Below are 16,707 nucleotides of genomic sequence, written 5' to 3' on the forward strand. Positions count from 1 at the left end.
CGTGTGAACAGTCTTCTACTGTTCTCCGATCTCTCGGACACACTGAAGACATACCGCCGCAGCGGATGCACTGATCAGTGATCCATTCACGTTACCTTGCCAGCCTCACGGGACTGATTTAAAGGTGCTATTCAGGATTTCCTTTGTCCTGCTTCTCATAGTGTGAGATGGTTAGCCATCTCTTGGACAAAGTTCATCGCAACTATAAGAAGTATGACAGATTGAAAATCGCGTGTCAACACCCGTTCAACCGGAACCACCGGAAGCACTCTAATAATTATACAACTTCATTGTATAATTATCCATAGTTGTTTTTACCCATACCTTGTCTCACAATAAAAAAACCGCCATTTAGGCGGTTTAACTTAATAATTTATTCAGGTTTGTGAATAGGAATGCAAATTATCATTGTTTTAACGACTACGCAAGGATGCTAACACATCCTCCATATCAGGAGGAATCGGTCTGCTGAATTCCATGTATTCTCCAGTGGATGGGTGCTTAAAGCCCAGTACCGCCGCATGCAGCGCCTGACCATCCATACGAACCCCTTTGCTGCGCCCATACATAGGGTCACCAACCAATGGGTGTCCAATAAATTTCATGTGAACACGAATTTGATGTGTTCGTCCTGTTTCCAATTGAAGTTCAAGGAGGGTATAATTCCCCAATCGTTCAATGACGAGAAAATGGGTGACGGCATGCTTGCTGTTACGTTCCGTCACTGTAAACAATTTGCGATCACCCGAATCACGGCCAATCGGAGCATCTACCGTTCCCTGATCGTGGCTCAAATGACCGTGAACTAAGGCTATATATTTCCGAGTCACACTATGATCCTTAAGCTGTGCTGCAAGTGATGCGTGAGCCTGATCATTTTTAGCCGCCATCAGCAGTCCTGATGTATCCTTATCAATACGGTGAACAATACCAGGACGTAATTCCCCGTTAATGCCCGAAAGATCGTGACAGTGGTACATCAGTGCGTTAACTAATGTTCCCGAAGAGTGTCCCGGTGCAGGATGCACGACCAGACCACGTTGCTTGTTAATAACAATAACGTCCGAGTCCTCGTAAACGACATCCAACGGAATATTCTCTGGAACAATATCTACAGTTTCTGCTTCCGGTACTGATAATACAATCCGGTCTCCTTCAGCCAGCTTGTAGTTCGCCTTAATCGTCGTACCGTTCACCAGCACACGACCATTTCCGATCCACAGCTGTATCTGAGAACGAGACACTTCCTTCATTTCTTCGGCGATATATTTGTCAATACGCGTTTTGGCATCCCCGGAAGCCGCTGTCCATTCCAGAGATTCACCCTCCAGTTCGTCCTCATAAGACAGACCTGCGGCTTCGCCATTTTCATTCACTTCGCTCATGCTATGACTTCCCTTCGATGCTATCATTGCCATTGCCATTTCCCTTTTCCCGACGCGATTCCAGCAATGTATCCAAAATAATCAATGCTACACCGATGACAATTGCCGAATCTGCCACATTAAAAATGGGGAACGTATAGCTTCCAAAATTAAATTGTGCAAAATCAACCACTTCCCCTGAAATAGCTCGATCCAGAAAGTTACCGACTGCTCCCCCCAGCACTAAACTTAGCGCAACAGGAAGTAGCTTTTGTCCAGCCTTAACTGTTTTTCGCAGATACCAGACGATACCAATCACCACTACAATTGTAATCACGATAAAAAGCCAACGTTGACCTTCCAAAATCCCAAAAGCAGCTCCACGATTACGATGGGAGGTGATTAAAAAGAAATTGCCGATGACTGGTATTTGTTCGTACAATTCCATTCGTGTAGCCACCAAATATTTGACTCCCTGATCAATCAAAAAAATTATTAGCGCAATACCAAAATAAATCACAGTCCTTCGTCACTCCGATCCGCTTATATCCGTTGTTGAACCCATTTATTGTAGCATAAGCGTTCTCAGATCGTCCACGAAACCCGCAAGCTATCAAGCACAGACCATCCATAAAATGAACTCCTTCGCATTTGATTAGAATTTCCTATGTAAAAGAGGTCTTCCCGGTGCAAACTACAAGGAGCATACTCGACACAACGCATGCGCATGAAACCTAGAACAAGGAGAGGATTCCATGTCCCCATTGACGGAGCAACAATTGCAGGGTCTGCGTAACGAACTGCTGGAACGCAAAAAGGAAATTGAGCACCGCTTGCAAAACAACGACCATTACGGACTCGGTGATTCACAGCGCGATCAAACCGGTGAGCTTTCTCCCATTGATAATCATCCAGGCGATCTGGCTACCGAAACCTACGAGCGAGCCAAAGATATTTCCTTACTGGAGCATGATGAGTTTCAATTGGAACGTATCAAATCAGCCTTGATGGCAATGGACAAGGGGACCTATGGCATTTGCGCCGCCAGCGGTAAACCTATTCCCTATGAACGCCTACTGGCTGTTCCCTATACCATTTACTGCAAAGAGTACAGTCCCGAAACAGAAGTGTCTAACCGCCGCCCAGTGGAGGAAGAATTTCTCGCTCCCTCGTTCGGCAGAACGAGTCTGGATGAGCGTGATGATCAAAACGGCTTCGACGGTGAAGATGCCTGGCAGATCGTCGAAAATTGGGGTACCTCTAACACCCCAGCCATGGCCGAAAGCGGAGAAATCCACAGTTATGATGATATGGAAATTGAAGCAGACGACGATAATATGGGCTTCGTAGAACCATACGAAAGCTTTGTTGCTACTGACATTTATGGACAAAATGTATCCGTTATTCGCAGTTCCATTTATCAGCGTTATATCGAAGATGGCGAGGGCGAAGGTCTACTGGAGCCGGATACGCACGAAGACGAATCGTGAACTTCAAAGTGGAGATCGCTGCCTAATAGGTAGTAAGCTCCAGCTGTCGTTGTACGATCCGTACAATATCAGCGATATAATCACCGATAATCGGTAAATTTAGCGCACCGAGCACTTGCAGCACATAAATAATGGTAGCGGCAAAAAAAGTAAAACCTAACGCGATGCCGATTCCCCGGGAAACACCTGATATTAGATTTAGCCAGAGTAATCGCCAAGGCTTATTTAGCAGCAAAGCGTAATCTGCAATACGTGTCCGTTCCATCTGCTCTGACACAGCACGTATCAGCTTTTCAACACGACTTAATCGCTCTGTCTGATTACCTATTTTGCTTTTATCTGTGGCTATGGCAGCTCCTTCTCCGTTCATCCCTCGGAGACTCCTCCTCTGTCTACGCCTTGATCGTGCCGTCATATGCACAATCCCCCTTTTCCCATGGCTGCCCTGAACGCAGCAAACGAGCCGAAGCACGTAACGGAGAATACCCGTTTCCGATGCTTAGGCTCGTTTTTATATGCTGCCTGTTATTGTATTATGGGACAGGGGGCTTGTAATTATTCCCCAATATGAACGCCGATGGTTTTACCGTTCACTTCCACATGTTCTGCCGGTTCGGCTTGACCAAATGTCACAGTCGTAACCAATACGTTCTCACGCAATACAGAGTCGAAGCTTTCGATGGCCTGACGCAGCTCTTTATCTACATTCAACGTCAACGCCACATACTTTTCAATCGGCAGATCCAGTTTTTTACGGTAATCCTGTACCGCACGAACCACTTCACGTACCCAGCCCTCTTGCTCCAGCTCCGGTGTAATGTCCGTGTTCAACGCTACCGTTAAGCCATAACCGGAAGCAGAAGCGAAGCCTTCTTTCGCTTTTTTCTCCACCAGCAATTCTTCGGCTGTAACTTGCAGCTCTTCACCTTCTGGAGAAGCGACATTTAACATTCCCTGTTCTACAACAGAACGGGTATCCTCAGCAGACATTCCTTTGAAAAAGTTTTGTAGGAAACCGACATTTTTGCCGTATTTCTTGCCTGCTACTTTCAAATTCAGTTTCAGTGTAAAATCTACAAAGCCACTATCGTCCGTCTCAACATGAATATGCTTCACGTTAATCTCATCTTTGATGATTTCCTCATAGCCACTCAGTTCAAAATCCTGATCCATGGATAGAATCAACTCGGACAACGGTTGACGCGTTTTCAAACCCGTTTCGTTGCGGACGTTACGCGCCAATTCAACGACACGACGTGCCGTTTCCATATCTCGTTCCAATTCCAGATCGATCAAGGATTCATTGGCAGTCGGATAATCATCCAGATGAACACTTTCCCCGTTGCTCAGGTTGAGGTAAATATCCTCTGCAAGCAGTGGTGTAAACGGCGCAAGTAGTTTGGCAGTCGTTAACAGCACTTCAGTCAGTGTACGGTATGCATCCAGCTTATCTTCTGTAAGACCATTGCCCCAGAATCGGTCGCGTGAACGACGGATATACCAGTTGCTCAGCTCATCCACAAACGACTCAATTGCTTTGGATGAGTTCAGGAAGTCATTTACAGCCAGCGCTTTGTCCACTACCAAAATCAGGCTGTTCAGACGGGACAAAATCCAGCGATCCAACTTATGAGCCGATGGTTTGAACGGGTGCTGTGCCGGATCAAATCCGTCGATATCCGCATATAAGGTCAGAAAAGCATGTGTATTCACAAGCGTATCTACCAGCTTCGATTTAGCCTCACCTACGATGCCTTTGGAAAAACGTTTGCTATTCCATGGTGCACTATCGGACAGCAATGCCCAGCGGAAAGCATCTGTACCGTACTCGTCAATCACTTCCCACGGATCAATAACATTACCCTTTGATTTGGACATTTTCTGCCCTTGCTCATCCAGTACATGGCCTGTCGCCATGACAGCTTTATAAGGAGCTTTGCCAGTCAGCATAGTCGAAACCGCAAGCAAGCTATAGAACCAGCCACGAGTCTGGTCAATCCCTTCACAGATCATATCTGCCGGAAATTGCTGTTCGAACGTTTCATTATTTTCAAAAGGATAATGATGCTGTGCAAACGGCATGGAGCCGCTATCAAACCATACGTCGATCACTTCCGGTGTACGAGTCATTTCGTATTTACCGCATTGGCTACGAACCTTAATATCATCTACATATGGTTTGTGCAGCTCGATGTCCGCTGGTACGTCGCCAATCGCACGTTCCCTCAATTCAGCAATACTATGCGGAGCAAACTGTTCTCCAGTTTCCTCACAAACCCAGATGTTTAGCGGTGTACCCCAATAGCGATCACGACTGATGTTCCAATCCACCAGTTCCTCCAAAAACTTGCCAAAACGTCCTTCACGTACATGACCCGGATACCATTCGACTTCGCTGTTGTTGGCAATCAGTTGATCCTTGATCGCAGTTGTTTTGATAAACCAACTGTCCATAGCATAGTACAATAATGGAGTATCGCAACGCCAGCAGAACGGATAGCTATGCTCGTATTTTTCCTTGCTGTACAGCAGGCCTTTTTCGGACAGCATTTTTACAATATCTACATCACAGTCTTTCACAAAACGACCTGCAAAATCAGTGATTTCCTCTACATAGTTACCTTGAAGATCCACCACGTTGATGAATTCAACACCATTTTCACGACATACCCGGTAATCATCCTCACCATGCGCCGGAGCCATATGAACGATACCTGTACCGCTGGAATCTGTTACGAACTTCGCACCCAAAATCTGATTACCCTTCTCAACCTGAAAATACGTAAATGGCGGGGTATACGTTTGGCCAACCAGTTCTGAACCAGATAGCGTGCCAATCACTTCATGCTCGCCTTTAATGACGTCTTCAACCAGATTTTTAGCAACGATGTATACACCATCTTCCTGCTTCACACGTGCGTATTCCAGGTCAGGGTTGACAGCGAGCGCCACGTGACTCGGCAAGGTCCAAGGTGTTGTCGTCCAAGCCAGTACATATTCACCACTGCTATGCAGCTTGAATTTGGCCGTGGCACTCAGATCCTTTACATCTTTGTAGCCCTGCGCTACTTCATGAGAACTTAGCGTTGTCTGACAATCCGGGCAATACGGACTCACACGATGACCACGATACAGCAGATCTTTTTCATGAATGGTCGCCAAAATGTTCCATACGCTCTCGATATAATTATTATCCAATGTAATGTACGGGTTATCGAGGTCTGTCCAGTATCCGATCGCTTCGGTTAGATCACGCCATTGTTGCTCGTACTCAAACACACTCGCCTTACATTTTTTAATAAACTTTTCAACGCCGTATTCTTCAATTTCAGGTTTATGGGAGATCCCCAGTTGCTTCTGTACACCTAGTTCTACCGGCAAGCCATGCGTGTCCCAGCCTGCCTTACGTACGACGCGGTATCCCTTCATTGTCTGATAGCGGCCCACAAAATCCTTAATTACACGGCCCAGCACGTGACCGATATGCGGTTTACCGTTAGCTGTTGGTGGGCCCTCATAAAACACAAAATTCGGCTTTCCTTCACGATTTGTGATAGATTTACGGAATGTGTCCTCCTGCTTCCATTTGCTCAGGATGCGCAGGTCACGGGACCGTGCTTTTTCTTTAACATCCACTCTGTTCATACTGTCATACTCCCTCTCTGCTCATCATTGATTTCCCTAGCATTTCCTAAAAAAAGCAACAAAAAAAGCCCCATCCCTGTAAAGGGACGAGACTGTGCTCGCGTTACCACCCTGATTCCGTAAAAACAGACCATTCTAAAAATACAGTCTCATCACGGCTCTCTGAGCCCCACTCAACTACAGCAGGGCGCCATTATAACGCATGGCAAACGGTGATTGCTTACACACGCCATACATCTTAAGCGCTTCAGCTCACTTCTCCGGGAGGATCTTCGGTCATGTTCTGAACGTTGGCTTGCACCGGAAGGCCAACTCTCTGAGGGACAAATCATGACGTACTCGTTCCCATCAACGAATTAAACATGTTAAATTCATCGAAATTAAATCAGCAACATCGTTGCTTGAATAACAACCATCAGCCGACGAACGGATAATCATTGAATTCAGTATAGTATTTACAGTTATAGCCTGTTTAAAGATAAAAGTCAACCCTAACAACGCCTAATAAAAGCTTGTCAGAAATGAAATTAGTAAATTTCTTTCATCTCACGCTCGCGCTCCAGTACTTCGCGTTCCCGGTTTTCAAGAGCTTCCCAGCCGTCTTGGCTTAACAAGTCAAGCTGTGCTTCCACCAGTGTACGAAACCGTGCTCGGTAAATCGATGCCTGCTTCTTCAGCTCTTCAACCTCCAACGCGATCTTGCGGGATTTGGACAATGCTTCGTTCACAATACGGTCCGCATTTTTTTCCGCTTCCTTCACGATCAGTTGGGATTCTTTCTTGGCGTTGTTACGAACTTCATCTGCGGCTTCCTGCGCTACGATAATCGTCTTACTCAGCGTATCCTCAATGGTCGCGAAATGATCGAGCTTCTCCTGTACGTTCAACAACTCGGTGCTCAGTTCTTTATTTTCACGAATAACGCCCTCGTAATCTTTGATCACCTGATCCAAAAATTCATTAACCTGATCCTCATCATAACCGCGAAGCCGGCGGGCAAATTCCTTGTTATGTATATCCAATGGCGTTAATGGCATGCCGTCCACCTCCTATAAGATTGACAAAAAATACATTTTCCGCGTCACGACGCTCACTATCATCTATCGGTCATCATACCCCGTTTTGTGAATACTGTACAGAGCAAAATCGTTCCAGTTCTTCGCTATAGCTTAATTCTTTCGACAGAAAGCTCGTGATTCCTGCCTACAGCTATACAAACTTACCAATTTTGACACGGAATCTTCCCTTTTTTGTCATCCCGTCTGTTTCAAGCACTTTGAAACGCCCAAAACCCTGCATGGAAATAACGTCTCCAGCTTTAAGTGGAGTGGATGGATTCTCCTCCACCTTCCAATTTACCCTGCACCGTCCCGCCCGAATCGGTGTTAATATTTTACTGCGGCTTAGCTTGTACACATCGCTGGCAATACCGTCCAGACGCAAAGAAGCGACCGTCAGGTCTAGCGTCTCTAATGCAACTTCCTTCGTTCGCAGACTCGCTACAGGTAACAGTTCTGTCCATACATGAACACGGTGTACCTGCTGCAAATGCATCGTCATAAAATCACCGATCTCTGAAGCTACCAATACATGACACCCATCATCCAGTACATGAATATCTCCAATTTTCCCACGTTTGATTCCAAGTCCCAGTAGGGCACCTAGATAATCACCGTGCTCAAGGGTACCTATTTTAAGATCGTCAGATGTGATGGAAAGGACCTGAATCCCCATCTCCTCACCGTCCAAATACGAATAATCGGGCGCAATCAGCGCCCGCTTTCGTTCCGAAGCCATGTATCCGCCATCTACCCTAATCGTGACCTTGTCTTCCTTCGAAGCAAGTGTCTCCAATATGTACTGTTGGCGCGGGTCCAAAAAATCAGTCAGCTTCTGCTCATGATAAGCCCCCGCATGACTGATCCATTCGGAAGCACGATCCACATAATCCCGTTCATCCGGGTGAAAATGCTCATAAATCTCAGTTCGCATAACTCCTCCTAGACGAGCTTACCAATTAAAGAAATCAAACCGTACGACGCAAAACGCAGAGCAATCAGCGCAACGATAGGTGAAATATCAATCATCCCGAAGATTGGCGGTATAAACCTGCGAAAAGGAGACAAATACGGCTCCACAAACTTGGCTAGTAAATCACCAATCACACTCTCTCTGGCATTAGGAAGCCATGACAGTAGAACATATGCAATGATCATGTACGAATAAATCTGAAATAGCCAGTAAATTACCTCGATCAAGAAAAGTTCACCTCATTCTGTTAAGTTCTTGTTCAGTGTCAGCCAGTATTTCCGTAATAGAGCCTTGAATCTCAACCGTATCTGGTGTACACAGAAAAATATTATTCCCGACCTTGGAAATACCACCACCCAGTGCATACACAGTACCACTCAAAAAATCAATAATGCGTAGCGCCTGATCCTTGCGAATTCGTTGCAAATTGACAACGACGGTGCGATGGGAACGGATATGGTCGGCAATTTCCTGTGCTTCATCATAAGAACGCGGCTCATACAGGACAACTTTCACATTTTTCTGTGAATGGATGCTGACAACATTAGTGCCCTTTTGGTTCTTACGTTTATCAAAGCTTGGGGTTTCAATTTCTTGATCTTCCTGCGTATTCATAACCTCTCGCTCTATAACTTCCTCTTCTTCCTGAAGCCCCAGAAAGTTCATGAACTTATTCATTACGCCCAATGGAAATCCTCCTCTCGTCCGACCAGTACGGAACCAAGCCGCAGCCAGGTCGCTCCTTCTTCAACCGCCACTTCAAAATCATTGGACATCCCCATAGACAAGTGAACGATGGGTTCCCTGGTCAAGGCTTGTCCATTTAACCTATCCCGTAATTCACGCAATCCCCGAAACACAGGCCGAGTTTTTTCCGGGTCTTCCTCATGAGGAGCCATCGTCATCAAGCCAATCACGTCCACATGTTCCAGCTCGCGAATTTGTTCCAAAAAGGGGACAACCGCCTCAGAGGACAAGCCATATTTGGACATTTCCCCAGAAATATTGACTTGCACAAAAGCTTTAACTCGCAGTCCCAGAGCAGCTGCCTTCTTATCCAATTCCTGAGCGAGCGATAAGCGGTCAAGCGAATGTATAAATTTAAATTTTCCAATCACATCTTTAACCTTATTCGTTTGGAGATGACCAATAAAATGCCACGTTCCCCGGTCACCAAACTTACTCCATTTATCCGCAGCATCCTGCCAGCGATTTTCGCCCACATGCTCTAAGTCGCTATCCAATACCGATGTCATTGTCGCCGCCGAAACATATTTCGTGACAGCGATCACATTAACTTCATCACGCGAACGTCCGCTTCGGGCACATGCCGCTTCTACACGGGCATTCACTTCTTTAATTCGTTCCTCCAAAGACACGGGAGGACTCACCTCTCTTCCAGACCAATCCAACTCGCCATTCTTCCTGTGACGCCGCCTTCTTTGCGATATGAAAAAAACAAATCGCTACGGCTACTCGTGCATAAGGTAGTACATTCGATATGGCTCGGCAATATTCCTGCTTTCATCATAATGTGTCGATTGCATTGTTTCAAGTCAAGTAGTGTTTTACCGTCGGCTAAGGGGAAGTAAACCGAACCTTCCCATTTATCATTACCCGGGCAATCATGCTCCAAAACCCGAATTTGGTTCATCACGTGCTCATCCACCTCATAGGATTCAGAACCAATGGAAGGACCAATAGCTGCTAGTATATCAGACGGCTGAGATCCATATTCGTTTTGCATGGTCTGTACCATTTTCAATGCGATTTCCGCAACGGTTCCCTTCCAGCCTGCATGCGCCAGCCCAATCACACGGCGCACTGGATCACAAAAATATAAGGGTACACAGTCTGCATAAAAAGACGTCAGCAAAATGCCAGGTACATTCGTCAACAGTCCATCTGTGTCCTGAAAAGCGGATGCACGATCTATAAAGCCCCGCCCGCGGTCAGTAGCCTTGACCACAGCAACATGATGACCATGAACCTGCTCACCGCACGTCCATGCTTCAGCAGCAAAACCAAGTTGCTCTGCAATGAGCCGCCGGTTACGAATGACTTTCTCGGGGTCATCTCCTACATGAAACGCACAGTTCAGACTAGCGTAGGGAACATCACTGACACCTCCATGACGACCTGTAAAACCCGCTGTTAATCCCTGAACCTGTCGTTCCCAGGATTGAATATATAACAACTCCGGTACGGGACGTCCGCCATCTTGCATTGGCATAGCCCCCGTAGCCTCGGTATTCACTACAAATGGTTCCATTCATTCTCACCTCTACTGCCCAGTGTACCAAAAAGCCGCCGCTGTGTCTTCACAACATACTAAATTACGTGTCCCTCTTGTTCAAAAGACCCGTCGATCATTCCGCTCCTGACGTTCGATATACGGCTTTTCCTCCCTTTCATCCGGTGGCTCATGCAATCCCTCCAATCGAACAAGCACAACATCCGAACCAATTTTCACAATGTTGCGCCACGGAATAACCAATTCGCTTCCCCCTCCAAACCAGCCCATGAATCGACTGCTGCCCGGAACCACAATAGCTTCAATTTTCCCTTGTCGTACGTCAATCTCCAGATCACTGATTTGTCCCAGACGTCGTCCATCTACAATGTTAATGACATCCTTGGTTTGAAACTCGGAAATTTTCATGGCTCTTACTGACGTTTCCGGTGCATTCACACGCATCACATCCTTTATTTCACTATATGAGTGGAAGAGCCAAAAAAATGTCCTACAAACGCAAAAACGATCCGCACGGGATCGTTTTTGTCACTGAATCATTCCAGCATTCATTTCATTAGGACTTTACATGTTTTTGCATTTGCTGTATAGCCGACTTCTCTAATCTTGAAACCTGGGCTTGAGAGATACCGATTTCGTCGGCAACCTCCATTTGCGTCTTTCCTTCATAAAAACGCATAGACAATATCATCTTTTCACGCTGGCCCAGGCGATGCATCGCTTCTCGCAGAGCGATTTCCTCAATCCATGAGACGTCTTTATTTCTGTCATCACTGATCTGATCCATCACATAGATTGGGTCGCCCCCGTCGTGATATATCGGCTCGAACAGCGAAACCGGATCCTGAATTGCATCCAACGCGAACACAACATCTTCTTTAGGCACATTCAGTGCCTCTGAAATTTCAAAAATCGTTGGTTCCCGCGAGTTCAGATTCGTCAGACTGTCCCGCACCTGAAGCGCCTTATATGCAATATCCCGTAACGAACGGGATACACGGATCGGATTGTTATCCCGCAAATAACGGCGGATCTCTCCGATAATCATCGGCACCGCGTAAGTGGAGAACTTTACGTTTTGCGAAAGGTCAAAATTATCAATCGCCTTCATTAGGCCGATACATCCTACCTGAAACAAATCGTCCACAAACTCTCCCCGATTGTTAAATCGTTGAATCACACTCAGGACGAGTCGGAGATTGCCGTTGACCAATTTTTCTCTGGCTGATCGTTCATTATTTTGCTGAAGTGATGTGAACAACTCGCGCATTTCTGCATTGGTTAATACCGGCAGTTTGGCGGTATCCACACCGCAAATTTCCACTTTGTTTCGGGTCATCGTGTCTTACCTCCCAAGGAGCAACATTAATGTACATTATCTCCTGAGGGCATTTTTTTATTCGCCGTTTCCATCGCTTCCGGATATACCCATGCATTATACCATTTTATTAAATTCTTTTCGTAAGCGCTTTATTATTCGTTTTTCCAGACGCGAAATATACGATTGCGAGATACCCAACAGGTCAGCAACATCCTTCTGTGTCTTCTCTTCTCCGTCTTGTAAGCCGAAGCGCAGCTCCATAATCAAACGCTCTCGATCCGTCAACTTATCCAGTGCTTTATGCAATAATTTACGGTCTACCTGCTCTTCAATATTACGGTAAATGGTATCATTTTCCGTCCCCATCACATCGGAAAGCAACAACTCGTTACCGTCCCAATCAATATTCAGAGGCTCATCAAAAGAAACTTCCGTTCTTGTTTTACTATTGCGACGCAAATACATCAAAATCTCATTCTCAATGCATCGGGACGCATAGGTGGCAAGTTTGATTTTCTTCTCCGGATCAAAAGTGTTAACCGCTTTGATTAGTCCAATAGCACCGATGGATACGAGATCCTCAATGTTGATTCCCGTATTCTCAAATTTACGGGCAATATATACGACTAACCGCAAATTTCTTTCGATTAGCATCGACCGTACTGCTGCATCTCCAGAAGAAAGCTTTCCCAGCAAATATTCTTCTTCGTCTCTCGTCAGCGGTGGGGGGAGCGCCTCGCTGCCACCAATATAATAAATTTCTTCACTTTTCAGCCCAAGTAAAAATAAAATACGATAATATTGCAGTTGCAACGCTAGCCTAATTTTCATCTTCAATTTCATCTGTTCCCGCATATCATTCTCCCCCTTTTGAAAATAGTGCAATTCCTGCTGTGCTCCGTGCATTTCACCATTGGATATTTCTTGTCGCCTTCAAACATCATTTTGTGTTATGCTCCATCATCCTGATTTTGTAAAATGTTCACTCAAATGTGCATCTCGTTTCTGGTTGGTATCAGCACTGCCCCCTTCTTGTGCCGTCACATCCGGGTGGATGATGGCGCGATACTTCCCCTCTGCCGACAATGTTCCCCCGTCCAAGCCAATCAACACTCGATGATGTACAAAATGTACCCCATTCATCACCACCTCTACCCGGTCTGGTTTAAGGGCAAGCATAAAGGAATGACTGCGGTTAATTCCACGATAGGGGACGAGACGAACACGATCCTGCCAGCTAAACGATTCGTCTCCCAGTTCCATCACCAGTTGGTCAGCATTACCCTCAGAACATTTTTGGAGCCAGGAAGCGGGCAAATACGACTCCCACAATGCTGCCTCCATGACCATCACCGGGGTTCGGGTCAAAGGATCATGGAGCTGATTACCTGTATCCAACAAGCCTGTACACTCAATATGATCCTGCCCAATCCACACCTGCACTTGTCCCAGAAACCCACTCATCCTTTCTGTGCGCTGCTTTGAGGACTGCACAATTCGAAAGAAAAGCATCACTCCGCCAAATGCGCATAAAATAAACCAGAATGCAATTTTCAGTTCAAAAGACATTCCTCCTGAAGCGGTGTACCAGATGCCATTAAACAATTCCCCCGTATTTTGGAGAAAATAATGCATCCCCAAAATGCCACCTGCAGCCACAAAATTAATCATGTAAAAGGCACCCATTGTACGAAGATACTTTTGCATGCTGCCAAATCCAAAAGCCACCAGCAGCATTATGACCGCTAATGCCAGTTTGATCAGGAACGTAAATAAAAAGGACAGTTCCGGCACAAACATCATGACCACGTACATTGCGCCGATTCCAGCTGAAGCCATCAACCTCCACCACACCGGACGGATTTTTCTCATCCAAGCGGTGACCATCAGCAGCACAGCATCAATGAACAAATTGGCCAAAAAAATCAAGTCGATATAAACAACCAAGGCTTCACCCGCCCAGCGTTTGCAGGATAGGCTTAAGTATAGTAGTCATGCTGTTCAAAGTCTGTCTAACGGTGGGGACGGTGACCGACTAATTTTGTCGGAAAGAGGAGAAGCACCTGAACTGCAGGATACGTAAAACAGAAAGAAGCCCGCATCTCCAGGGAGAATGCGGGCAGTCTGAATTGAAACTAGTTATCGTTATTATTATTGCGCGAACGGTTACGTAAAAATGTAGGAATGTCTAATTGATCACTGCTTTGAGTGTTACCAAATGGACGCAAGTTAGGAGAGCCTTTTTCCGCCGATTCGGAAGTAGCCGGGTTAGCTGCCGGTTTACGTCCCGGTGCCGGTTGACTTGGCTTGCCTTCAAAGCCAGTGGCAATGACGGTAACCTTGATCTCTTCTTTCAACTCTTCGTCAATGATAGCACCAAAAATCATGTTTACTTCCGGATCGGAAGCCGATGTTACAATTTCAGCTGCCTCATTAACCTCATACAGAGACAGGTTGTTGCCGCCAGTGATGTTCATAATCACACCACGAGCACCTTCAATGGATGTCTCCAACAACGGGCTCATGATCGCCTTGCGTGCTGCTTCAGCCGCACGATTTTCACCAGTTGCTTCGCCAATCCCCATCAAAGCGGAGCCACGCTCCGTCATGATCGTCTTAACGTCAGCAAAGTCAAGGTTGATTAGACCCGGTACAGCGATCAAATCTGAAATACCTTGTACCGCCTGACGCAGAACATTGTCCGCTTCACGGAATGCTTCCAACATCGGGGTTTTCTTGTCCACAATTTCAAGCAAGCGGTCATTCGGGATTACAATCAAAGTGTCTACTTTTTCTTTTAATCCCTCAATACCAAGTTCAGCTTGATTGGAGCGCTTACGCCCTTCAAACGTGAACGGTCGGGTTACCACGCCTACAGTCAGCGCGCCGCATTCCTTGGCAATTTCAGCAATGACAGGAGCCGCTCCGGTTCCTGTACCGCCACCCATTCCCGCCGTTACGAATACCATATCCGCACCTTTGAGCGTATTCATAATGAGCTCACGCGACTCTTCAGCCGCTTTTTTACCCACATCTGGGTTAGCGCCGGCACCCAGACCGCGGGTCAGCTTATCGCCAATTTGAAGCTTATGCTCAGACTTCGCTAAATGAAGTGCTTGGGCATCTGTATTGACTGTAATGAACTCCACACCCTGAACACCATTTTCGATCATTCGGTTAACCGCATTGCTGCCGCCGCCTCCGACGCCGATCACTTTAATTTGAGCCAAGCTCTCCATTTCAAAATCAAATTCCAACATACTATTCCATCTCCCCCTCAATGTGCATGGATGGCCCGTCCATGATTGGCATAATTAGCAATGAACGTTATATAAATTCACTGAACATATTTTTTAATCGTTCAATCAACCCCTGCTTTTGCTCGCCTTCCGCAACGGGACTACTGCTTTTGGTTCGGTTAGTCGGCTTCTTGGCACTTCCGCCACTGTTGCTAACGCTAGTCGATCTTCCGCGATAGTAACGAATAGCATTATGCAAGATTCCAACCCCGCTCGTGTAGCCCGGATCCCTTACACCGATAAAATCAGGTACGGCGATCCTTACGGAAGCGGCCAGTTCGCTTTGTGCCACCTGAAGTACACCAGGCATGGAGACGGTACCTCCGGTAAGTATATAACCTCCCGGAAGCTCTGTGTAACCCAAGCGCTTAACTTCCGCCTGAATGAGTTGAAAAATTTCCTGCACTCTCGGCTCAATAATAGCAGCCAAATCCTGCTGGTTAAACTCCTTATCCACATTACTGCCGATACGTGTCACTTTAAAGACGACATCGACTGCCGCATCATCATACCATGCGCAGCCGTATTTAAGCTTTACTTTTTCGGCTTGATCGGTAAGGGTTCTCAGTCCGTAGGCAATATCATTGGTTACAAACTCTCCACCAATCGGAAGTGTTGATGTGGCAACAATCGTTCCTTCCTGGAAAATGGCAACATTCGTAGAACCTGCACCAATATCCACCAGAACTGAACCCATCACCTTTTCATCCTTCGAAAGAGACAATTGTCCGGCTCCAAGAGGCAGCAAGACCAGATCTTTAATCCTCAAGCCAGCTTTCTCAACGCAGCGCAACAGATTATGTATCGGGGTCTTGCCTCCAGTAACAATCGTAGCCTCTACTTCGAGACGAACTCCGATCATACCGCGAGGGTCCTGAATGCCTTCAAGGCCATCTACGACGTACTGCTTGGCTACCACGTCAATAATTTCTCTCTCCGGTGGTACGGCAATAACTTCAGCTGCCTTCAGTACACGCTCAATGTCCTCCTCACCGATTTCACGGTCCTCGTTGGACACGGCTACTACGCCATGACTATTTTGCAGGCCAATATGATTGCCTGAAATCCCCACATACACTTCTGTTATTTGAATACCAACCATGCGTTCTGCGTGATCCACGGCGTTACGGATTGATTGCACGGTTTGATCAATGTCTACAATTGCACCTTTGCGAATCCCTTCCGAGTCGGCAGATCCAACTCCAATAATATTAAAGGTTCCATTATTCATTTCCCCAATAATAGCCCGAACTTTGGATGTACCGATGTCCAAACTAACAATGATGTCATTGTTGCTCAAGTC

Annotated in this window: 17 protein-coding genes and 1 other annotated feature; of the genes, 1 reads left to right on the plus strand and 16 read right to left on the minus strand. The window is 46.3% G+C overall.

Annotation, left to right across the window (positions count from 1 at the left end; translation table 11 throughout):
* Window positions 1–413: 413 nt before the first annotated feature.
* Window positions 414–1,385 carry an RluA family pseudouridine synthase gene (locus MKY35_RS16755; protein ID WP_342444292.1) on the minus strand — a complete coding sequence of 324 codons (972 nt, stop codon included), beginning with the start codon at window positions 1,383–1,385 and terminating at the stop codon, window positions 414–416.
* Between the two features lies 1 nt (window position 1,386).
* On the minus strand, window positions 1,387–1,884 hold the full coding sequence (gene lspA, locus MKY35_RS16760; RefSeq protein WP_029517738.1) for a signal peptidase II: 498 nt from the start codon (window positions 1,882–1,884) through the stop codon (window positions 1,387–1,389).
* Window positions 1,885–2,119: 235 nt separating this feature from the next.
* Between lspA and MKY35_RS16765 the strand changes: the two genes are divergently transcribed.
* Window positions 2,120–2,854 (plus strand): TraR/DksA C4-type zinc finger protein, encoded by a 735-nt coding sequence (locus MKY35_RS16765; RefSeq protein ID WP_342444293.1) that lies wholly within the window; start codon window positions 2,120–2,122, stop codon window positions 2,852–2,854.
* Window positions 2,855–2,876: 22 nt separating this feature from the next.
* Here MKY35_RS16765 and MKY35_RS16770 read toward each other — a convergent pair whose 3' ends face one another.
* From MKY35_RS16770 to ftsA, 14 genes are all read right to left on the minus strand, one after another.
* Window positions 2,877–3,224 carry a DUF5665 domain-containing protein gene (locus MKY35_RS16770; RefSeq protein WP_029517740.1) on the minus strand — a complete coding sequence of 116 codons (348 nt, stop codon included), beginning with the start codon at window positions 3,222–3,224 and terminating at the stop codon, window positions 2,877–2,879.
* A gap of 185 nt (window positions 3,225–3,409) precedes the next feature.
* Window positions 3,410–6,499 (minus strand): isoleucine--tRNA ligase, encoded by a 3,090-nt coding sequence (gene ileS, locus MKY35_RS16775; RefSeq protein ID WP_342444294.1) that lies wholly within the window; start codon window positions 6,497–6,499, stop codon window positions 3,410–3,412.
* A 79-nt stretch (window positions 6,500–6,578) separates the two neighbouring features.
* Window positions 6,579–6,860: a binding site (T-box leader), on the minus strand.
* 166 nt (window positions 6,861–7,026) lie between these two features.
* The gene (locus tag MKY35_RS16780) at window positions 7,027–7,536 is read right to left on the minus strand and encodes a DivIVA domain-containing protein (RefSeq protein ID WP_023989434.1); all 510 of its coding nucleotides are present in this window, start codon (window positions 7,534–7,536) and stop codon (window positions 7,027–7,029) included.
* Window positions 7,537–7,708: 172 nt separating this feature from the next.
* Window positions 7,709–8,491, minus strand: a complete 783-nt coding sequence (locus MKY35_RS16785; protein ID WP_340956075.1) for a YlmH/Sll1252 family protein — start codon at window positions 8,489–8,491, stop codon at window positions 7,709–7,711.
* Window positions 8,492–8,499: 8 nt separating this feature from the next.
* A complete protein-coding gene (locus MKY35_RS16790) occupies window positions 8,500–8,757 on the minus strand; it encodes a YggT family protein (RefSeq protein WP_029517743.1) in 258 nt (85 codons plus the stop codon).
* Between the two features lie 7 nt (window positions 8,758–8,764).
* Entirely contained in the window at window positions 8,765–9,217 is a 453-nt protein-coding gene (locus MKY35_RS16795; RefSeq protein ID WP_069010286.1) for a cell division protein SepF, read from the minus strand.
* Window positions 9,208–9,909 carry a YggS family pyridoxal phosphate-dependent enzyme gene (locus MKY35_RS16800; RefSeq protein WP_342444295.1) on the minus strand — a complete coding sequence of 234 codons (702 nt, stop codon included), beginning with the start codon at window positions 9,907–9,909 and terminating at the stop codon, window positions 9,208–9,210. Before MKY35_RS16800 ends, MKY35_RS16795 begins: the two co-directional genes overlap by 10 nt.
* Window positions 9,910–9,917: 8 nt before the next feature.
* Window positions 9,918–10,802, minus strand: coding sequence for a peptidoglycan editing factor PgeF (pgeF, locus tag MKY35_RS16805; protein ID WP_342444296.1), 885 nt, complete (start codon window positions 10,800–10,802; stop codon window positions 9,918–9,920).
* Window positions 10,803–10,883: 81 nt separating this feature from the next.
* Window positions 10,884–11,228, minus strand: a complete 345-nt coding sequence (locus MKY35_RS16810) for a YlmC/YmxH family sporulation protein (RefSeq protein WP_196245358.1) — start codon at window positions 11,226–11,228, stop codon at window positions 10,884–10,886.
* A gap of 112 nt (window positions 11,229–11,340) precedes the next feature.
* Window positions 11,341–12,123 (minus strand): RNA polymerase sporulation sigma factor SigG, encoded by a 783-nt coding sequence (gene sigG / locus MKY35_RS16815; protein WP_007431182.1) that lies wholly within the window; start codon window positions 12,121–12,123, stop codon window positions 11,341–11,343.
* A gap of 96 nt (window positions 12,124–12,219) precedes the next feature.
* The gene (sigE, locus tag MKY35_RS16820) at window positions 12,220–12,960 is read right to left on the minus strand and encodes an RNA polymerase sporulation sigma factor SigE (RefSeq protein WP_176715674.1); all 741 of its coding nucleotides are present in this window, start codon (window positions 12,958–12,960) and stop codon (window positions 12,220–12,222) included.
* Between the two features lie 105 nt (window positions 12,961–13,065).
* Window positions 13,066–14,052 (minus strand): sigma-E processing peptidase SpoIIGA, encoded by a 987-nt coding sequence (spoIIGA, locus tag MKY35_RS16825; protein ID WP_342444297.1) that lies wholly within the window; start codon window positions 14,050–14,052, stop codon window positions 13,066–13,068.
* A 188-nt stretch (window positions 14,053–14,240) separates the two neighbouring features.
* Window positions 14,241–15,365 carry a cell division protein FtsZ gene (gene ftsZ / locus MKY35_RS16830; RefSeq protein ID WP_013311084.1) on the minus strand — a complete coding sequence of 375 codons (1,125 nt, stop codon included), beginning with the start codon at window positions 15,363–15,365 and terminating at the stop codon, window positions 14,241–14,243.
* Between the two features lie 67 nt (window positions 15,366–15,432).
* The gene (ftsA, locus tag MKY35_RS16835) at window positions 15,433–16,704 is read right to left on the minus strand and encodes a cell division protein FtsA (protein ID WP_039272246.1); all 1,272 of its coding nucleotides are present in this window, start codon (window positions 16,702–16,704) and stop codon (window positions 15,433–15,435) included.
* Window positions 16,705–16,707: the final 3 nt, after the last annotated feature.

The organism is Paenibacillus sp. FSL L8-0638 (genome assembly GCF_038593075.1).
Lineage (GTDB): Bacteria > Bacillota > Bacilli > Paenibacillales > Paenibacillaceae > Paenibacillus > Paenibacillus polymyxa_D.